Raw genomic sequence first — 16464 nt, 5'->3', positions numbered from 1 at the left:
TCGAGTCACCCTGTAGTGACTTCGCACAATTTACACAGCGCGCGACAGCGTGCGGACAGTTTCCGAAACATTGACGTTTAACAGATTGGTACGCGGTTCACGCGCGAGCGGTGGCCCACTCGGTGACCACCGGATAGACCGCGTCGAACCACGGTTCCTTCACCACGTAGTAGGCGTCACCCGCCGCGTCGCCGGTCAGATCCGCCGCCGCGAGCTCGGCTCCGCGCTTGACCGCCAGGTACTCCGACCGCGCGCTCTCGTTCGCGCGCAACCAGTCACGCAGATCGAGCGCGAACCGCTGGCCGAGCGAATCCCGCACGCGCAGATGGATATTGGCCGGCCTTCCCGGATCGGCGTTGCCGTGCAGACGCTTTCCCCACCGGGCGAGGTCGGTCCCCTCGGGATCGCCATGACTCGGTTTCGGATTGTCGTGCGTCACCTGGGGAGCGAGCGGGAACCCGGCGGCCGTCAAGGCATCCGTCAGCGATTCGGCTGTGGCCATGTCGGCCACTGTCACCTGGATGTCGATGATGTCCTTGGCGGGGAGTCCGTGCACCGCGGTGGATCCGACGTGATCGATGCGCACCGCCGACGCACCGCAGGCCAGGTGCAGCCGGGCGATGATCCTGCGCGCCTGCATATCCCATTCCGGGTCGGTGACGAGAACATAGCCGGCTCGCGCCCGGACGCCCTCGCGCTGATTGCGCTCGAACGGCACCAGCCGCCGCGTCCACAGGTCACGGACCTGCGCCTCGACCACCTCCGGCGCACCGTTGTTGTCGAGCCACACATCGGCGACCGCGCGGCGCTGGTCGTCGGTGGCCTGGGCCGCGATCCTGACCCGAGCGTCGGCTTCGGCCACGCCGCGGTGTTCGACCAGCCTGCGCAGCCTGGTCTCCTCCTCGGCCCCGACCACCACGACGAGCTGCATCAGCGGCGCGAGCCCGTTCTCGACCAGGAGCGGAATATCCTGCACCACAACGGCATCGGTGGCCGCCTCGCCGATCAGATCCGCGGTGCGGGCGCCGACCAGCGGATGGGTGATGGCATTGAGCTTGCCCCGCGACACATCGTCGGCGAAGGCGACCGCGGCCAGCGCGGGCCGGTCCAGGCTGCCGTCGGGGCTCAGAATGCCCTCACCGAACTCCTCGACCAACGCGGCCAGACCCGGCGTCCCGGGGGCGACGACCTCGCGGGCGATCGCATCGGAGTCGATGAGCACCGCCCCGAGTTCGACCAGCGTCCGCGCCACTGTGGATTTACCCGCTCCCATGCCTCCGGTGAGGCCGATCCGCAACATGGGCCCAGTCTCGCATCCCCGCCGCCGCGCCGTGGCACCTGCTCCGACACGCCCATGCCCGGAGCGGCGGAAGATCCCGGGCCGGGCGCGTCGCGTGGATTAATCTTCCGCGCAGGCGAGAAGGCCGCACGACTACCGGAGGATGATCATGAGTACCAGGAACCACCGGGCGGCTCGCCACCGCCTCGGTATGCCGGGCGGTGTGCACTGCATCGAATTCCCGGCTGTCGCAGCGACTCTCGCCGAGTACCGGCGCTCCTGGTTCAGTACCCTGCTCTCCCCCGCCAGACACAGCTTCGCCGCGATGCGCAAACGCCCGAGCATGGCCACCGGATACTGGTCGCCCGCCGCCGCGAGCTGACAGTGGGCCCGGCGCGATGCCGAGCCCACCCCCGGCTCAGACGCCGACGAGACCGCTCGGCGCGCGCCGCGCCCCCGGCTGCTGCGCCGGCATCGCATTCGGCGGCACCGGGTACGGCACACCCTGTCCGAGAGTGCCCGCCGCGATATTCGGACCGCACTGCGCGATCGCCGCGTCGGCCTTGGGGCGGGGGTCGGGCAGCACCGGTTTCGCGGCATCAGGCGCCGCGGCAAAGTCGAACGTGGACGTCATATCGCCGGTGACGCTGCGTCGCCACGCGGTCAGATTCGGCACATCGACGCCGAATCTGGTTTCCAGCAACCGCAATTGGGACGTGTGGTCGAAGGTCTGCGAGGCGACCAACCCACCGCGGCTGTACGGCGAGATCACCATGCACGGCACCCGGTAACCCAGTCCGATCGGGCCGGTGATCCCGCCCGCGGCGGGCACCCGATCCAGTGGCACCGTCAGGAATTCGCCCGCGGTGCCGGGCGGCGGGGTCGGCGGCGTGACGTGGTCGAAGAAGCCGCCGTTCTCGTCGTAGCTGATGATCAGCGCCGTCTTCTCCCACACCGCCGGATTCGAGGTGAGGATATCGAGGAGCTGCACTATGCCGAGCGCACCGAAAGCCGCGGGCAGCGCGGGGTGTTCGCAGTGCAGCAGCGACGGCACCACCCAGGACACCGCGGGCAACGTGTTGTTGGCGACGTCGGCCTGGAAGTCGTTCGGGTAGGTCGGTGCGATACCGCGTCGTGCCAGTTCGGAATTCGGGTCGGCGGCCTGGGTGAAGCAGCCCATCATGCCGTCCAGGATCATCGACGAGGCCGGGCCGACATCGCGATTGCTGTAGATCTTCCACGGCACCCCGCCCTCGGACAGGTTCTCCGGGTAGGTACGCCAGCTGTAGACGTTCTTCGGAAGCAGGGTCGGCGTCTCCACCAGCGGACCGCCCGCCAGACCGTCGGGGTCGATGCTCGCGCTCATCCAGTACAGCCGGTTGGGGTCGGTGGGGCCGAGCACCGAGCAGTGGTAGTTGTCGCACAGCGTGAACGCCTGTGCGAGCTCGGTGTGGATCGGAATGTCTTCCGGCAGGTAGTAACCCATCGCCGCGGGCGCGTTCGCCGGCCCGACCGAGGCCACCGACATCGGCATCCAGCCGTCGTTGCGGCCGTTGTTGAATGCCTTGTGCATGCCCGGCCAGGTGTGGTCGGGGTCGTTGATGCACTCCCCGTCCAGTGTGGCGCCGCGGGTGGTGTCGAGCCGGAACGGTTCGACGAAACCGTCTGCGGTGGGCCCGATTCCGGGCGACCACCCGTACTGACGCCACGACGCGGAGGATTCACCGAACCCACGCACCCCCGACAGGGTGCCGAAATAGTGGTCGAAGGACCGGTTTTCCTGCATGAGCAAGACGAAGTGCTCGATATCGCCGAGCCCGCCCATCCCCACCGGATCGGCGGCGAAAGCTCGGTCGATAATCGGATTCGCCCAGGTGGCAAGCGTTCCCACCGCACCGGCGGCCATCGCTTTCGCGAGGAACTGTCGCCGGTTGAGGCCGGCGAAGGGACCAGAACTCATCGGAGTGGAGCACCTTTCCCGTAGGGGATGGAGCAATCGCGCACACGCTACACCCACCGGAAAAGGCCGAAGGCCCCGGTCCGTATGGACCGGGGCCTTCGGTAGTGCAAGGAGTGATTCAGCCGTTACCGGTGAATCAGGCGTTGCCGCTGAGCTTCTCCCGCAGAGCCGCGAGCTGGGCATCGCTGGCCAGCGAGCCGCCCGTGGACTCGGCCGGACCGGAGGTGGACGCAGCCGCGCTGCCACCGGTCTCGGAGGAGTAGTTGCCCGCGACGGGACCACCAGCGGCGGCCTCGGCGGCAGCGTCGGCTGCCATCTTCTCCATCTGGGCAGTGTGCATCTTGTGGCGACGCTCGGCCTCGGCGTAGCGGCCTTCCCACTCTTCACGCTGCTTGTCGAACCCGTCGAGCCACTCGTTGGTGTCGGGGTCGAAGCCTTCGGGGAAGATGTAGTTGCCCGCATCGTCGTAGCTGTCGGCCATGCCGTACTTCGACGGGTCGAACTCGGCGTTGTAGTCCTCGTTCGCCTGCTTCAGCGACAGCGAGATACGACGACGCTCGAGGTCGATGTCGATGACCTTGACCATGGCGTCGTCGCCGACGGCCACAACCTGGTCCGGGACCTCGACGTGGCGCTCGGCCAGCTCGGAGATGTGGACCAGGCCCTCGATGCCCTCTTCGACGCGCACGAAGGCGCCGAAGGGAACCAGCTTGGTGACCTTGCCGGGCACGATCTGGCCGATGGCGTGGGTCCGGGCGAACTGACGCCACGGGTCTTCCTGAGTCGCCTTGAGCGACAGGGAGACGCGCTCGCGGTCCAGGTCGACGTCGAGAACCTCGACGGTGACCTCGTTGCCGACCTCGACAACCTCGGACGGGTGGTCGATGTGCTTCCAGGACAGCTCGGAGACGTGCACCAGGCCGTCGACGCCACCCAGGTCCACGAAGGCACCGAAGTTGACGATGGAGGACACGACGCCCTTGCGGACCTGGCCCTTCTGGAGCTGGTGCAGGAATTCGCTGCGGACCTCGGACTGGGTCTGCTCGAGCCAGGCGCGACGCGACAGAACCACGTTGTTGCGGTTCTTGTCGAGCTCGATGATCTTGGCCTCGATCTCCTTGCCGACGTACGGCTGGAGGTCGCGGACACGACGCATCTCGACGAGCGAGGCGGGCAGGAAGCCGCGGAGACCGATGTCGAGGATCAGGCCGCCCTTGACGACCTCGATGACGGTGCCCTTGACGGCCTCGTCCTTCTCCTTGAGCTCCTCGATCGTGCCCCACGCGCGCTCGTACTGCGCCCGCTTCTTCGACAGGATCAGGCGGCCTTCCTTGTCCTCCTTCGTGAGGACCAGGGCCTCGACCGCGTCGCCCACGGAAACGACCTCGTTCGGGTCGACGTCGTGCTTGATGGAGAGCTCGCGGGAGGGGATGACGCCTTCGGTCTTGTAACCGATGTCCAGCAGGACCTCGTCACGATCGACCTTGACGATGGTGCCTTCGACGATGTCACCATCGTTGAAGTACTTGATCGTTGCGTCGATGGCGGCCAGGAAATCCTCGGCGGAGCCAATGTCGTTAATGGCTACCTGCGGCGAGGTGACGGTGGTGGGCATATGTGGGTTTGCTCCGGACGGATTGTGGTCGGTTGCGGACATTGGATCTTTCGGTACGCTGCGAGATCACCGCGACGACGCGACGAAGGGATACCGGTAAAGTATCGCACGGACCGTCGCACTTGCCGCTGATCAAATTCAGCGTCCCTCTACAGCGTGCATCAGCCTACGCGACCCGCGCCGAGCCGGGCAAACCACCCCCCGCACCACGCCGATACCCTGTTGGCCGTGTCCGACGACGAACGCCACGCGCAGGCCAACGCGCTGCTGGGTACCTCAGCAACCACCCGAACCAAGATCGATTCGCGCGACAGCGAGCGCGCGAATCGCCGCTGGTGGGACGCCGACGCCGAGCAGTACCACCAGACCCACGCCGACTTCCTCGGCGTCGACTCCCCGGGCGGCGAGTTCGTGTGGTGCCCGGAGGGCCTGCACGAGGGCGACATGGGTTTCCTCGGCGACGTGACCGGCAAGACGATCTTGGAGATCGGCTGCGGGTCGGCGCCGTGCTCGCGGTGGCTGGCCGGGCACGGCGCGTTCCCGGTCGGGCTCGATGTGTCGAAGGGGATGCTGGAGCGTGGCGTGGCCGCGATGGATCAGGGCGGACCGCGCGTACCCCTGGTTCAGGCGGGCGCCGAGGCGCTGCCCTTTACCGACGCGTCGTTCGATCTGGCCTGCTCGGCGTTCGGCGGGGTGCCGTTCGTCGCCGATTCGGCGCTGGTAATGCGCGAGGTGGCTCGGGTGTTGCGCCCGGGCGGGCGCTGGGTGTTCTCGGTGAATCATCCGATGCGCTGGATCTTCCCCGACGATCCGGGCGAAGCGGGTCTGACCGCCACGATCCCGTATTTCGACCGCACTCCTTATGTAGAGGTGGACGGCGACGGTGTGCCGACCTATGTCGAGCACCACCGCACGATCGGTGACCGGGTCCGCGAGATCGTCGGCGCCGGTCTGCACCTGGTGGACATCGTCGAACCGGATTGGCCGGAATGGCTCGACCGCGAATGGGGTCAGTGGTCGCCGCTGCGCGGGCAGATCTTCCCCGGGACCGCCATCTTCATCGCCGAGAAGCCCTAGAACTCGGGCAGCGCGGCGAACGAGGGGTCCACGCGCACGTTCGGCACGGTGTCGGCGACCCAGCGGCGCGCCCTGGTGAGCGCGTGATCGGGGAATTCGACATCGAAGCGGACGTCATCGGACAGCAGATAGGGCAACCGGCCGCGCAGACCGGGCGCGTACGGGTGGGGCGGGCACATCTCGTCGCGCCGAACCTGCCGGCCGATCAAGGTCTCACGCGCACCGGGCACCCCGGTCTCGGGGCAGATCACCTGGAACACCGCCGAGCACCGGTCCTTGGGCACCACGATCGACGCCGCGAAAACCAGCTCACCGTGCGGGCCCGGCAGTTGGGTCTTCTCCACCCGTAGCAGGGCGGGCAACTGGTCCACCCACACCACGAAGGCCTCGATCAGGCAGCCGGTTCGGGCGTGGTGCTCGGCCAGCCGCCTGCGCAGCCGTTTCAGGTCGTGCAGGCGGGCGGGCAGGTCGGGCGTGCCGTTGACATAGGTCAACGCGACGACGTCACGAGTGGCCGGATTCCCCCAGGTCGTGTCGTCCAACTGTTGCATTCCAGGAATGTCGAACGAGATGGGCACCGGATCAATTTACCGGCGGATTCGAGTTCGGTTGTCCCCGTGGGGCGCCCGGCGCGTCGATCAGGCCGAAATCCGCTCGTCGACCACGTCGACGAGCCAGGCTTCGTGACTGATCACCATCGCGCGGCTGCGCGGGGTGGCGAGCACGGTCGCCAACGCGGCGCGGAACGCCTCGGCGGCCGCCCGATCGTCGAAATCGAGGTCGATGAGGACGCGGGGTGGTGTGCCCTCGACGCGGCCGACGCGGTAGGCGCGAACGCCGTTGTCGGCGCGGAAACGCTCGAACTGATCGAACGCGGCCTTCCAGTCGTCGTAGTCGCGAACGGTGTTGTCGATGTGCAGGGTGACGGTCATGGTGACCTCCGTGGTCGTGCTGGATGGGTAGCTCAATGGTCGGCCCGTTCCGGGCACCGGAACATCCCTGATCCTGGGGGTTTTCCGCCGTAGACTGGGTGCGTGCCGAGCACCTTGGCAGACCGGATCGGCCGTCTGTGCCGCGCCGGGCACTCCGCCAAACGATTGCGTGAACTCGTCCTGGTCGAGATCCGCGCGAGGATCCCGTTCACCGGCCATGTCTTCGCGCTCACCGATCCTGTCACCGCGGTCGCGACGGCGCCGCTCGCCGACGTCCCCGGCCTCGATCTCGCGCTGTTGCCCGACTTGATCCGCGCCCGGTATCTCACTGCGCTCAATCGCTGGGACACCGTGCGCGGCACCGGCGCCCACTCTTTGCTGGGCGCCACCGACGGCTACCCGGAACGCTCCCTGCTCTGGCGCACCGCCCAGCACGATCTCGGCGTCACCGACTCCGCCACCGTCACCTTCGCCGACCGCTACGGCTGCTGGGGCTTCCTCGAACTGCTCCGCTACAGCGAACCCCCGTTCACCACAGCAGAACTCGGTGAGCTGAGCACGCTGACAGCACCGGTCACCGCAGGCCTGCGCCGTACCGTCGGCGCCACCTTTGTCGAATCCGACGCTCAGCTCGCTTCACTGGGCCCCGCGGTCGTCCTGCTCGACGACACCCTGCGGGTGCGTTCCCAAACGGCAGCCGCCGCGGATTCCCTCCTGCGCCTGCTCCCCCCGGACGAACCGATTCCCCCCGTCCCCGCCTCGGTCTACAACGCGGCCGCCGCCCTGCTCGCCACCGAGGCCGCCGTCCCGCTCGGCCCCGCCGTCTCCCGCATCCACCTGGGCGGCAACCGCTGGCTCACCGTCAAAGCCGACCGCATCGGCCCCGACATCGCCGTGGCCCTGGAACCGAGCACCGCCACCGAACGCCTCGACCTGTTCGCCCGAGCCCACGCCCTCTCCACCCGCGAATCCCAGGTCCTGACGCTGCTGGCCACGGGCCTGGACTCCCACGAACTGGCCGCGGAACTGTTCCTCTCCGAACACACCGTCAACGACCACGTCAAAGCCGTCCTCGCCAAATCCGACACCCGAACCCGCCAACGCCTCCTCACCCGCGTTCTCGGAGTCGGCTGAGCCAGTCGGGCAGAGCTCAAGTCCGACGTTGGTGGGCATGCGGATCGTGCTCGGCCGACTCCCGCAGTCGCCACATCGGCACGCGGACGGCATCCCACCGCTGCGACGGAACCTTGCGCAGGTCTGTGTGTTGCAGCATCAGTCGCAAATGCCGATCCGCCGCGTTGGCGCCCGCACCACGATCGACCACCACGCCCCACACCGAGCCGTCCGGACGCCGATCGATCGCGTCGGTGTGGTGGCCGGCCATCGGAGATCCGAAGGCGAGGTCCGTCGCCCCCCGGCGAATCATGTAGCGGTGCAGTCGATTCAGCACAGGGTCAGCCTCGCCGACCGCCGCCGCCGGTTCGGCAGCAGCGGCGAGCGCACTACCGATGCGGCGCGACTGCCAGACGCGGCTGTCACCCACGACGAACAGGTGCGCACGGGCGCGGGTTATCGCCACATTCCACAGGTTCGGTTGCCGGTCGAGCCATTCGATCGATCGGCGGGGCATTTCCGGCGAGGCCACAAGGGAGAAGATGATGATGTCGCACTCACCGCCTTGGAAGGTGTGCACTGTGCCGACAACGACCCCATCGGAACCGTCGAGTCGGCGTTTGATCTCGTCGGACTGCGCCTTGAACGGCGTGACCACACCGATCGTCGTTCCACACGGCAATCGTCCCGGCTGCTGGAGTTGCGCGATCAGGCTGAGCACAACATCGACCTCTTCGCGGTTGTACCAAGAACTCTGAGCTCCGCGCTGCGCGATTCCGGCGACATCGCGCCATACGACCGGCGCCTGGTCGGTGCCATTCTGCTTGCGCACATCGGTCAGCACCGTCAGTTGACCGCGGTAGAACAGGTCGTTGGCGACCCCAGCGATGTCGGGATGGCACCGAAAGTGTTCGTCCAACAGCAGGCTCTCGCCGAATGACTGTTCCGCCGCCTCGAACGCGGAATGTCGCAGATACGACATCCGCCGCCGTTCGAGCCACGCGGCTGAAATCTGTGCGGTCGCCGCCGCGGCGATCTCGCCTCTGCCGTCCAGGGTGGTGATATGTGTCAGCTGCATCGGGTCACCGATGATCAACGCCCGCTTCGCCCGGAACAGCAACGGCAGGACCGCAGCGATGGAGCACTGCGACGCCTCGTCGATCACGACCAGATCGAACAACGCGGCGTCGAGCGGAAAGGCACGCGCCGATTGTGCCGTCACCGCCCATGCTGCAGCTCCGGCCAGCGCCGCACGTTTTGCCGGCCAATCGGGACCGGACTGGTGCCGCAACAGCGCGTCGATCTGTCGCCGCCCGCGCACGGCGTTGGACCGCACCACGGCATCGAGCAGTTCCGTCGAGGCTGTCTGCAGTGTGTCCGTCGAGTGGGTGAACCGTGCGAAGAGCTCGGCATCGCTGGGCCGGGCGGACTCCGAAGCATGGAGTCGGCGCCAGGTGAGCTCGGCTGCGGCCAGTTCGCTCAGCAGCTCGCACTGACGCTCAACTGTTTCCGGACTTTCGGCCAGCCCGAGCCGACGGACCAGTCGTCGACACCTCCAACCTGCGATCAGGGAGAACCGCCGTACCGCGACAGCTTTGCGGATGAGCGCGGCAGGATCGATGCGCTCGAACAGCAGGGCAATCTGTTCGACACGCAGGCCGAGTTTCGCGGCAACCGCTTCCCGGACGTCCGCGACGTCGAGCAATGTCACCTCGTCTCCCGCAAGGTCGGCGAGCTCGCGGCGCTGACGGTCGAGTTCGGCGGTGGCGGCATCGACCATGACCGTCAGTGTCGACATCGACTGGACGGCGGGTCGGAGACCGGCGAGGTGGTCGAGACCCGCCTGTTGGTTCGCCTGATAGGCCTGGCTGCCCGTTCGGATCACCGTGCCAGGAATCAGCTTCTCGCAACGACTCCACACTTCGTCGACCGCTTTGTTGTTGGTGGATGCCACAAGTACCGTTTCGCCCGCGCACACCGCGGTGGCCACCAGGTCGACCACCAGCTGACTCTTGCCTGTGCCCGGCGGGCCGGTCGCAACCGTCAGCGGACGAGCCATCGCCGAGCGGATGATCTCGGCTTGGGCCTCGTTGCACGGCAGCGGCGTCACCAATCGCCGAGTCGACACCGGTACGGGGGCGGGTACGGCATCCGCGGGGGCGAGACAGGCCAGCGCGGTACGCGGGATCTGCGAGACCCGCTCCGCGAGCGCGGCGAGATCGGCGAGAAGTTTCTTGTTCGGACCGCCATCGGCTGCCGACATGCGGAACAACACTGCGACGTTGCGCGCACCGACCGCGCCGGTAGCGGCGGTCAGCGAGTCATCGAGAAATTCCGGCTCGGGTTCATCGACGGTGACGACGCCGAGCTCGTTGCGCAGAATCTGGCGTACCTCGGCGGCTAACGCTGTGTATTCGCCTGCGTGCCAGGTGGGTTCGTAGCCCTCGTTGAACGCCGACGCGGCCTCGGATTCCAGATATTCTTGCAGCAGAATCGGATTCACGATGGGCGGCCCTACCGGGACGAGCCGGTCGGCGGCCCCGCCGAGCTCGAGGCGCCGGATCAACAGCGGAGCGAATTTGAGAGTCGCGGTCGCACGCGCCGATCGACCACCCGGCCGCACGACTACCGCCGGATACCCGGTCCAGAGCTGTTCGTTCGCGTCGGCGACCTGAGCGACGAACTTTTCGAGTTCCGTCGGCACCTCGATGGCGTGATCGTCGTCGAGATCGCCCACCAGCAGCCGTTCGCGCCCCGGGATGCAGGCGTACGTGTCGTGGTCGTCCAGTGACAACCAGGCGAGTTGCTCGGCACGCAGACACGTCTCGTAATAGGTCAGCAGTCGCTTCCAGTCCGGAGTAAGTGACTTCGACGGCGATGCGCCGATCTCAGCGCCCGATCTGGGGCTGGCCGCGACGTCGAGCTGGATGGGCGACAACGGTGATGCCGCCAGAATGATGCGGCCGTCCACTCCCGATGCCGAGATCACCGGCGTCTGCCCGGCATCCTGACGACGAAGTCGGTCGTTGACAAATTCGAACAGCGCCGCCACCGAAAGCTCCGACTTGCCACCCGCCGCCGCACCGGTTCGCATCGCCTCGACGAACACCCCGGTGAACACCGACGGCTGTGTCGCGTCGCGACCGACGAACGATGCCTCACCGGCCCGCGAGGACGACACCACGTAGACACCTCGGCTCGCCAGGGCGGCAGGGTGACCGTCCACCGCGCCCTTAGGGACGGCATCGGAGGTGCGTAGGCCAACCGAGAACCCGCCACTACGGCAGCTGTCGATGATCACCACCTTCTGCGGTGCCACGCACTGTTCGAGCAACTGGTTGACGAATCCGGCGCGCATGCTGGTCTCGCCCAACCGATCCGGGTCGGAGTCGGTGCCGATGAAATGGAATTCGCCGTCGGACCGAACGCTTCGCGCCCCGTGTCCCGAGAAGTAGAAGACCATCAACTCGTCTTCTCTGCTGTCGGCGACGAATTCGTCTACTGCCGTTCGCATCTGGTCGGTGGTCAAGTCGATCAACGACTCGACATCGGAGAAGGCTCCAACGCGGCGGTCGCGCAGCACCTCTTCCACCATGGTCAGGTCGGTGCGCACCGACGGCAACGGCGCGAAGCCCGGGTGGGTGTAGCTCTCGTTACCGATCAACAACGCGCGACGACGGGCCAGCCGACTCACGATGACACCGCCTGGTCCTCGCCCGAGCCGGAATCAGCTGCGGCCTGGTGGACCGGCACCGCCGTTTCGACGAACTTCTCGATGATCGCGAGCTGATCGTCCGGGTTGCCGTCGATCACGAGCACCCGGTCCGGCAACCGCATTTCGACCCGCCGGTGACGGTCTCGTCGGCACCATTCCTTGACGATCGTCGTGACCGCCGTGGCTGTTCCCGCTGAGGAGGCGACGCCCACAACCAGCACCAGCGCGTCCCCAACCGCACCTTTGTGTCGCGCGAGCGGCTCAATCGCTTCGGCGAAACGAACCTCGACCTCGTGTCCTGCCAGATGTCGGGCGAGATCGCGGGTGAGCCGCTCTGTCAGCAAACTCCCCGAGCCGGTCAATACCTCGACATAGACGAGCTCTTTCGACATCCAACCCCCGTAGTTCAGTCGAGCACCGCTGTAAACGATCCTCGAATTTCCCTCTGAATGCTGGATTCGATTGTGTCACAAGGCTTAACGCGAGGTTGCTCAACGCGGCTTTCGGCCTGCTCGGTCGAGGGCAAGGCGGAGGGCGTATTCGATTTGGGAGTTGATGCTGCGCAGGTCGTCGGCCGCCCACTTGGCTATTGCCTCGTGGACGGCCGGGTCGAGCCGTAGCAGGATCTTTTTGGGGTCCTTCTTCGGCTGGGTCATCGGGCGGCTCAGGAGTAGAGGGATCCGGTGTTGACCACCGGCTGGGTGGCCCGGTCGCCGCACAGGACGACGAGCAGGTTGGAGACCATGTTGGCCTTGCGTTCCTCGTCGAGTTCGACGGTGCCCTGTTCGGCGAGGCGGTCGAGGGCGAGAGCGACCATGCCGACGGCGCCTTCGACGATCTGGGTACGGGCGGCGACGACCTGGGCGGCCTGTTGGCGGACCAGCATGGCCTGGGCGATCTCGGGGGCGTAGGCGAGGTGGGTGATACGGGCCTCGATCACCTCGATGCCGGCGGTGAGGGTGCGTTCGCGCAATTCGACGGTCAGTTCCTCGGCGACTTCGGCCCCGTCGCGAAGGCTGGTGCGGGAGTCGTCGTGGGCGTCGTAGGGGTGGGTGGTGGCGAGGTGGCGCACCGCCGCCTCGGACTGGGTCTCGACGTACTCCTCGTAGTCGTCGACGGCGAAGGCGGCCTTGAAGCTGTCGACCACCTTGTAGACGACCACCGCCGCGATCTCGACGGGGTTGCCGTCGGCGTCGTTGACCTTGAGCTTCTGGGTCTCGAAGTTACGCACGCGCAGCGAGATGGACTTGCGGTCGGTGAGCGGGACCACGGAAAAGAACCCGGGCTCGCTCACCGAGCCGATGTAGCGGCCGAAGAAGGTGACGACCTTGGCCTCGTTGGGGTTGACGATGATCAGCCCGGTGGCGAGCAACCAGACGACCAGGATCACGACGACGGCGGCCACCGCGCCGATCCAGGCCAGTGCGCCACCGTTGTGCTGGGTGGCGGCGATGAACGCGAGAACGGCGGCGGCCCCGAACAACAGGGTGAACACCAGCCACCCCAGCACGACGACGAATCCATTGACGCGGAATGCGGACCGCAGCTCCATGACATCCTCCCGATATCTGAGTGATATCACTAAGATAGTAGATATCGAGAGGCCGAGCAAGCGGCGCTAAGAACCGGGGGCGATATTGCGGTTGGCGCGGAACATGTTTCGCGGGTCGTACTTCGCTTTCGCCGCCGCCAGCCAGCGGTAGGTATCCGGGGAGTAGCCTGCCGCGGTCTGGGCCTCGTCCGCCGCGCCGCCCGCACCGTAGAGAAACGCGAGACTGTGCCCGATCGTCCACGGCGCCAATGCTTCTCGCACCTTCGCGAGCCCTTCGGGTGCGGAGTCACCCTCGCCGGGGCCGGTGATCACCCGCACGATGTACTCCGCATCGCGATGATCGATCGAGGCCGGGCCACCGTGGCGCAGGGCCGCACCGAGATGGCGGATGTCGATGACCGCGTCGACCGATCCCCCCGGGGCCGTCAACGCGCGCAGCGCGGACAGACCCTGTGGGGTCAGCTCCGAGAGCAGCGCGTTGGTCGCGGCGTAGGCGTGCGGAAAAGGCGGGTCACTGTGGATGGTGTGCGATTCGGCGTAGGGCATCGTGCGCAGGTCCTCGTGCAGTCGAGGTCCGATCCGCCGCAACGGCGCGACCCACCGCTGCCCCTCCTCGTCCGGCCCGTCGAAGGCGATTCGGATCGAAGCGACGTGGCGGCCTCGCAAGGATTCCGGCACGGGCGGGATGTCGGGATAGGTCACCAGCGCGATCGTGGAGGTGAGCGCGCTCGGTACGGTCTCGGTCCAGGCGCGCCATGCCTCCAGCGCCGCGTCGACCAGGGGCGCGTCGAAAACCAGCTGACCACCATAGATTTCGGCAACGGGTACGAGATCGAGTTCGAGACCGGTCACCACGCCGAAGTTCCCGCCGGAGCCCAGTACCGCCCCGAACAGCTCGTCGTCCGGGCCGAGCGAGCGCATCCTGCCGTCGGCGGTCACCAGTTCGACGCGGCGCACATGATCTGCGGCATAACCGAATTCACGGGCCAGCAATCCGAGCCCGCCGCCGAGCACATACCCGACGACGCCCACCGACGGTGACGACCCGTTCAACGGCGCCAGCCCGTACCGCGCGGCCGCCTCGACCAACGCGCCCGCCCGCACCCCGGCCCCGATGTGAGCGGTACGAGACTGCGGGTCGACGGTGATGGCGTCCATGCGTCCGGTCGTGATGAGCACCCCGCCGTCGGTGGCTACCGACAGACCGTGTCCGGTCGCCTGCACGGCCACCGACAGCCCGCGCCGTGCGGCGAATTCCACGGCGGCGCGCACGTCCTGGCCGTGCTGGGCGCCGACCACGAACGCCGGACGGTGGGTGTAGGCGGTTTGGAAGCCGGCGATCTCCTCGGCGTACCCGGGGTCGTCCGGAGTGAAGACAGGACCAGTGAACTTCGTTGCGATATCGGTCATGTCTTCGACTCTGCTCGCCGAAGATGAATAAGTACAAGAGATAGATCTTCTATTGCCTATAATCAATAGTTATGGAACTGCGGCAGCTGCGCTACTTCGTGACGATCGTCGACGAGGGCGGGTTCACCAAGGCCGCCGAACGGCTGCACTTGTCCCAGCCCGGCCTCAGCACCCAGATCCGCCAACTCGAACGTGAACTCGGGCAACGTCTACTCGACCGCGGTGCGCGCACCGTGACACTGACCGACGTCGGCGCCGCGGTGCTCACACACGCACGCGCCGCCCTGGCCGCCGCCGACCGGATCGGCGACACGGTCGGGGAGTTCACCGGATTGCTGCGGGGTCAGGTCCGGCTCGGCATGATCTCCGGGGCAGCGTCGGAGGTCTTCGATGTCGCGGGCGTCCTCGCCGATTTCCACCACGATCATCCGCAGGTCGGGATCAGCCTCACCGAGGACACCGCGGAAAGGATGCTCGCCGCCGTCGAACACGGTGAACTCGACATCGCGCTGACCGGATTGACCGGCGCACCAACAGATTCCGGCATCGGACTCGAGGTGATCCTGGAGACCGCGCTCGTCGCCGCCGTCGCCCACGACGCGCCCATCGACCCCGCCGAATCGGCGGGGTCCATCACCTTGGAAGCCCTCGCCGATCGCCGCCTCATCTGTCTCACCCGGGGCACCGGCCTTCGCGGGGTATTCGAACGCTCCTGCGCCGCCGCCGGTTTCACCCCGAACATCGCCTTCGAAGCCGCCGCTCCCCCGCTGCTCCTCGACCTTGCCGCACGCGGGCTGGGAACCGCCATCGTCCCAGCCCTCACCACCGCCGAAGCTGACGCCTTCGGCGTCCGATCCCTCGACATCGTCGACCCCACCATCCACGGCCGGCTGGCCCTGGCCTGGCGCACCGATCCCCCGCCCGGCCCGGCGGCGAAGGTGCTGCTCGGGCAACTGCGGATCGCCTTCGGCGGCCACACCTCCGCCGTCGATCGGTAGGCGCGGGCGGTCAGGGGGAAGACTTCAGGCGGGCGATTTCGGCCTCGAGCTCGGCGTTGCGGTGTTGTAGACGCTCGATTTCGGCTTCGAGAGGAGCGCGGCCCGCGCGCAGGTAGTCCTGGATCCACTCGGTGCGGTAGCGCGGGGTGATGTTCTTGGTGCAGTTCCGGTCGAACGCCTCGACCCGCACCACGAACGCCCGGTCCGAGCGTGCGTCGATCGGGCCCGCCGACGTGGTCAGGAGGCGGTCGAGCAGGCCGGGATCGTCGGCGCGTTCGACGACCTCGACCCGACCGAAGATCTTGACCCTGGTGCGCGTCGGGTAATCGATGAAGAACAGGCACACCCGATCGTCGATGTCGAGATTGCCCACAGTGACGAACTGGTTGTTACCCGCGTACTCGGCCCACGCGATCGTCGACGAGTCGAGTACGTGCACGAAACCTTGTGGGCCGCCGCGATGTTGGATGTAGGGCCAGCCGGATCCGGTGACGGTAGCGAGGTAGAACGAGTCGGCCTGCCGGATCAGGCCCGCCACTTGGGGCTCCAGTTCTTCGGGCTCGCCGATGTCGGCGCCGTCGGCCATCCGCCTGCCGTGGACGGTGAAACCACCACCGCTGCGCTGGCGGCGCTCGGTGGCCGAGGAGAAGGCGATCGCTCCGTATCGGGTCGGCTTGTTCACCCCACCCACGGTACGACGCGTGATTCGTCAAGGATCGGTCCGCCGTGCCGCTGATGTCGGCGCGGACGTCAGCGCTACGCTTTGGCTAACCGATGAAGGAGAGCTCGACCAGGACGAGGAAGGGCGTGCGT

General features: G+C 67.1%; 15 protein-coding genes. 4 read left to right on the top strand and 11 right to left on the bottom strand.

The genetic code is table 11. From position 1 onward, the window contains the following. Nucleotides 1-97: 97 nt before the first annotated feature. On the bottom strand, nucleotides 98-1300 hold the full coding sequence (gene coaE / locus ACFVVI_RS31745; protein ID WP_379311912.1) for a dephospho-CoA kinase: 1203 nt from the start codon (nucleotides 1298-1300) through the stop codon (nucleotides 98-100). Nucleotides 1301-1448: 148 nt separating this feature from the next. Here coaE and ACFVVI_RS31740 point away from each other — a divergent pair, with 148 nt between their 5' ends. Continuing rightward, entirely contained in the window at nucleotides 1449-1661 is a 213-nt protein-coding gene (locus ACFVVI_RS31740) for a hypothetical protein (RefSeq protein ID WP_387448101.1), read from the top strand. Between the two features lie 36 nt (nucleotides 1662-1697). Here ACFVVI_RS31740 and ACFVVI_RS31735 read toward each other — a convergent pair whose 3' ends face one another. Beyond that, nucleotides 1698-3239, bottom strand: a complete 1542-nt coding sequence (locus tag ACFVVI_RS31735) for a phospholipase C (protein WP_378994102.1) — start codon at nucleotides 3237-3239, stop codon at nucleotides 1698-1700. A gap of 136 nt (nucleotides 3240-3375) precedes the next feature. Then, complete coding sequence (gene rpsA / locus ACFVVI_RS31730; RefSeq protein ID WP_067457490.1) at nucleotides 3376-4854, bottom strand: 30S ribosomal protein S1; 1479 nt, start codon at nucleotides 4852-4854, stop codon at nucleotides 3376-3378. 228 nt (nucleotides 4855-5082) lie between these two features. Here rpsA and ACFVVI_RS31725 point away from each other — a divergent pair, with 228 nt between their 5' ends. Continuing rightward, entirely contained in the window at nucleotides 5083-5931 is an 849-nt protein-coding gene (locus ACFVVI_RS31725; RefSeq protein ID WP_378994100.1) for a class I SAM-dependent methyltransferase, read from the top strand. Here the strand turns inward: ACFVVI_RS31725 and ACFVVI_RS31720 are convergent. Further along, nucleotides 5928-6482 carry a hypothetical protein gene (locus tag ACFVVI_RS31720; RefSeq protein ID WP_378994098.1) on the bottom strand — a complete coding sequence of 185 codons (555 nt, stop codon included), beginning with the start codon at nucleotides 6480-6482 and terminating at the stop codon, nucleotides 5928-5930. The two genes, ACFVVI_RS31725 and ACFVVI_RS31720, sit on opposite strands and share 4 nt — an antisense overlap. A gap of 87 nt (nucleotides 6483-6569) precedes the next feature. Beyond that, complete coding sequence (locus tag ACFVVI_RS31715) at nucleotides 6570-6863, bottom strand: hypothetical protein (RefSeq protein ID WP_379314892.1); 294 nt, start codon at nucleotides 6861-6863, stop codon at nucleotides 6570-6572. A gap of 102 nt (nucleotides 6864-6965) precedes the next feature. Here ACFVVI_RS31715 and ACFVVI_RS31710 point away from each other — a divergent pair, with 102 nt between their 5' ends. Further along, a complete protein-coding gene (locus ACFVVI_RS31710) occupies nucleotides 6966-7997 on the top strand; it encodes a LuxR C-terminal-related transcriptional regulator (protein ID WP_387448097.1) in 1032 nt (343 codons plus the stop codon). Nucleotides 7998-8013: 16 nt separating this feature from the next. Here ACFVVI_RS31710 and ACFVVI_RS31705 read toward each other — a convergent pair whose 3' ends face one another. From ACFVVI_RS31705 to ACFVVI_RS31685, 5 genes are all read right to left on the bottom strand, one after another. Beyond that, nucleotides 8014-11670 (bottom strand): AAA domain-containing protein, encoded by a 3657-nt coding sequence (locus tag ACFVVI_RS31705; protein WP_387448095.1) that lies wholly within the window; start codon nucleotides 11668-11670, stop codon nucleotides 8014-8016. Next, entirely contained in the window at nucleotides 11667-12083 is a 417-nt protein-coding gene (locus ACFVVI_RS31700) for a hypothetical protein (protein WP_387448093.1), read from the bottom strand. Before ACFVVI_RS31700 ends, ACFVVI_RS31705 begins: the two co-directional genes overlap by 4 nt. A 99-nt stretch (nucleotides 12084-12182) precedes the next feature. Then, nucleotides 12183-12347, bottom strand: coding sequence for a toxin-antitoxin system HicB family antitoxin (locus ACFVVI_RS31695; protein WP_378994086.1), 165 nt, complete (start codon nucleotides 12345-12347; stop codon nucleotides 12183-12185). An 8-nt stretch (nucleotides 12348-12355) separates the two neighbouring features. Then, nucleotides 12356-13243 carry an SPFH domain-containing protein gene (locus ACFVVI_RS31690; RefSeq protein WP_387448091.1) on the bottom strand — a complete coding sequence of 296 codons (888 nt, stop codon included), beginning with the start codon at nucleotides 13241-13243 and terminating at the stop codon, nucleotides 12356-12358. Between the two features lie 66 nt (nucleotides 13244-13309). Next, complete coding sequence (locus ACFVVI_RS31685) at nucleotides 13310-14653, bottom strand: FAD-binding oxidoreductase (RefSeq protein WP_387448089.1); 1344 nt, start codon at nucleotides 14651-14653, stop codon at nucleotides 13310-13312. 71 nt (nucleotides 14654-14724) lie between these two features. Here ACFVVI_RS31685 and ACFVVI_RS31680 point away from each other — a divergent pair, with 71 nt between their 5' ends. Then, the gene (locus ACFVVI_RS31680) at nucleotides 14725-15651 is read left to right on the top strand and encodes a LysR family transcriptional regulator (protein WP_387448087.1); all 927 of its coding nucleotides are present in this window, start codon (nucleotides 14725-14727) and stop codon (nucleotides 15649-15651) included. Between the two features lie 10 nt (nucleotides 15652-15661). Here the strand turns inward: ACFVVI_RS31680 and ACFVVI_RS31675 are convergent, their stop codons facing one another. Next, on the bottom strand, nucleotides 15662-16333 hold the full coding sequence (locus tag ACFVVI_RS31675) for a pyridoxamine 5'-phosphate oxidase family protein (protein ID WP_387448085.1): 672 nt from the start codon (nucleotides 16331-16333) through the stop codon (nucleotides 15662-15664). Nucleotides 16334-16464 lie beyond the last annotated feature (131 nt).

The organism is Nocardia sp. NPDC058114 (assembly GCF_042884695.1).
GTDB lineage: Bacteria > Actinomycetota > Actinomycetes > Mycobacteriales > Mycobacteriaceae > Nocardia.
This window is presented reverse-complemented; position numbering and strand designations above follow the sequence as displayed.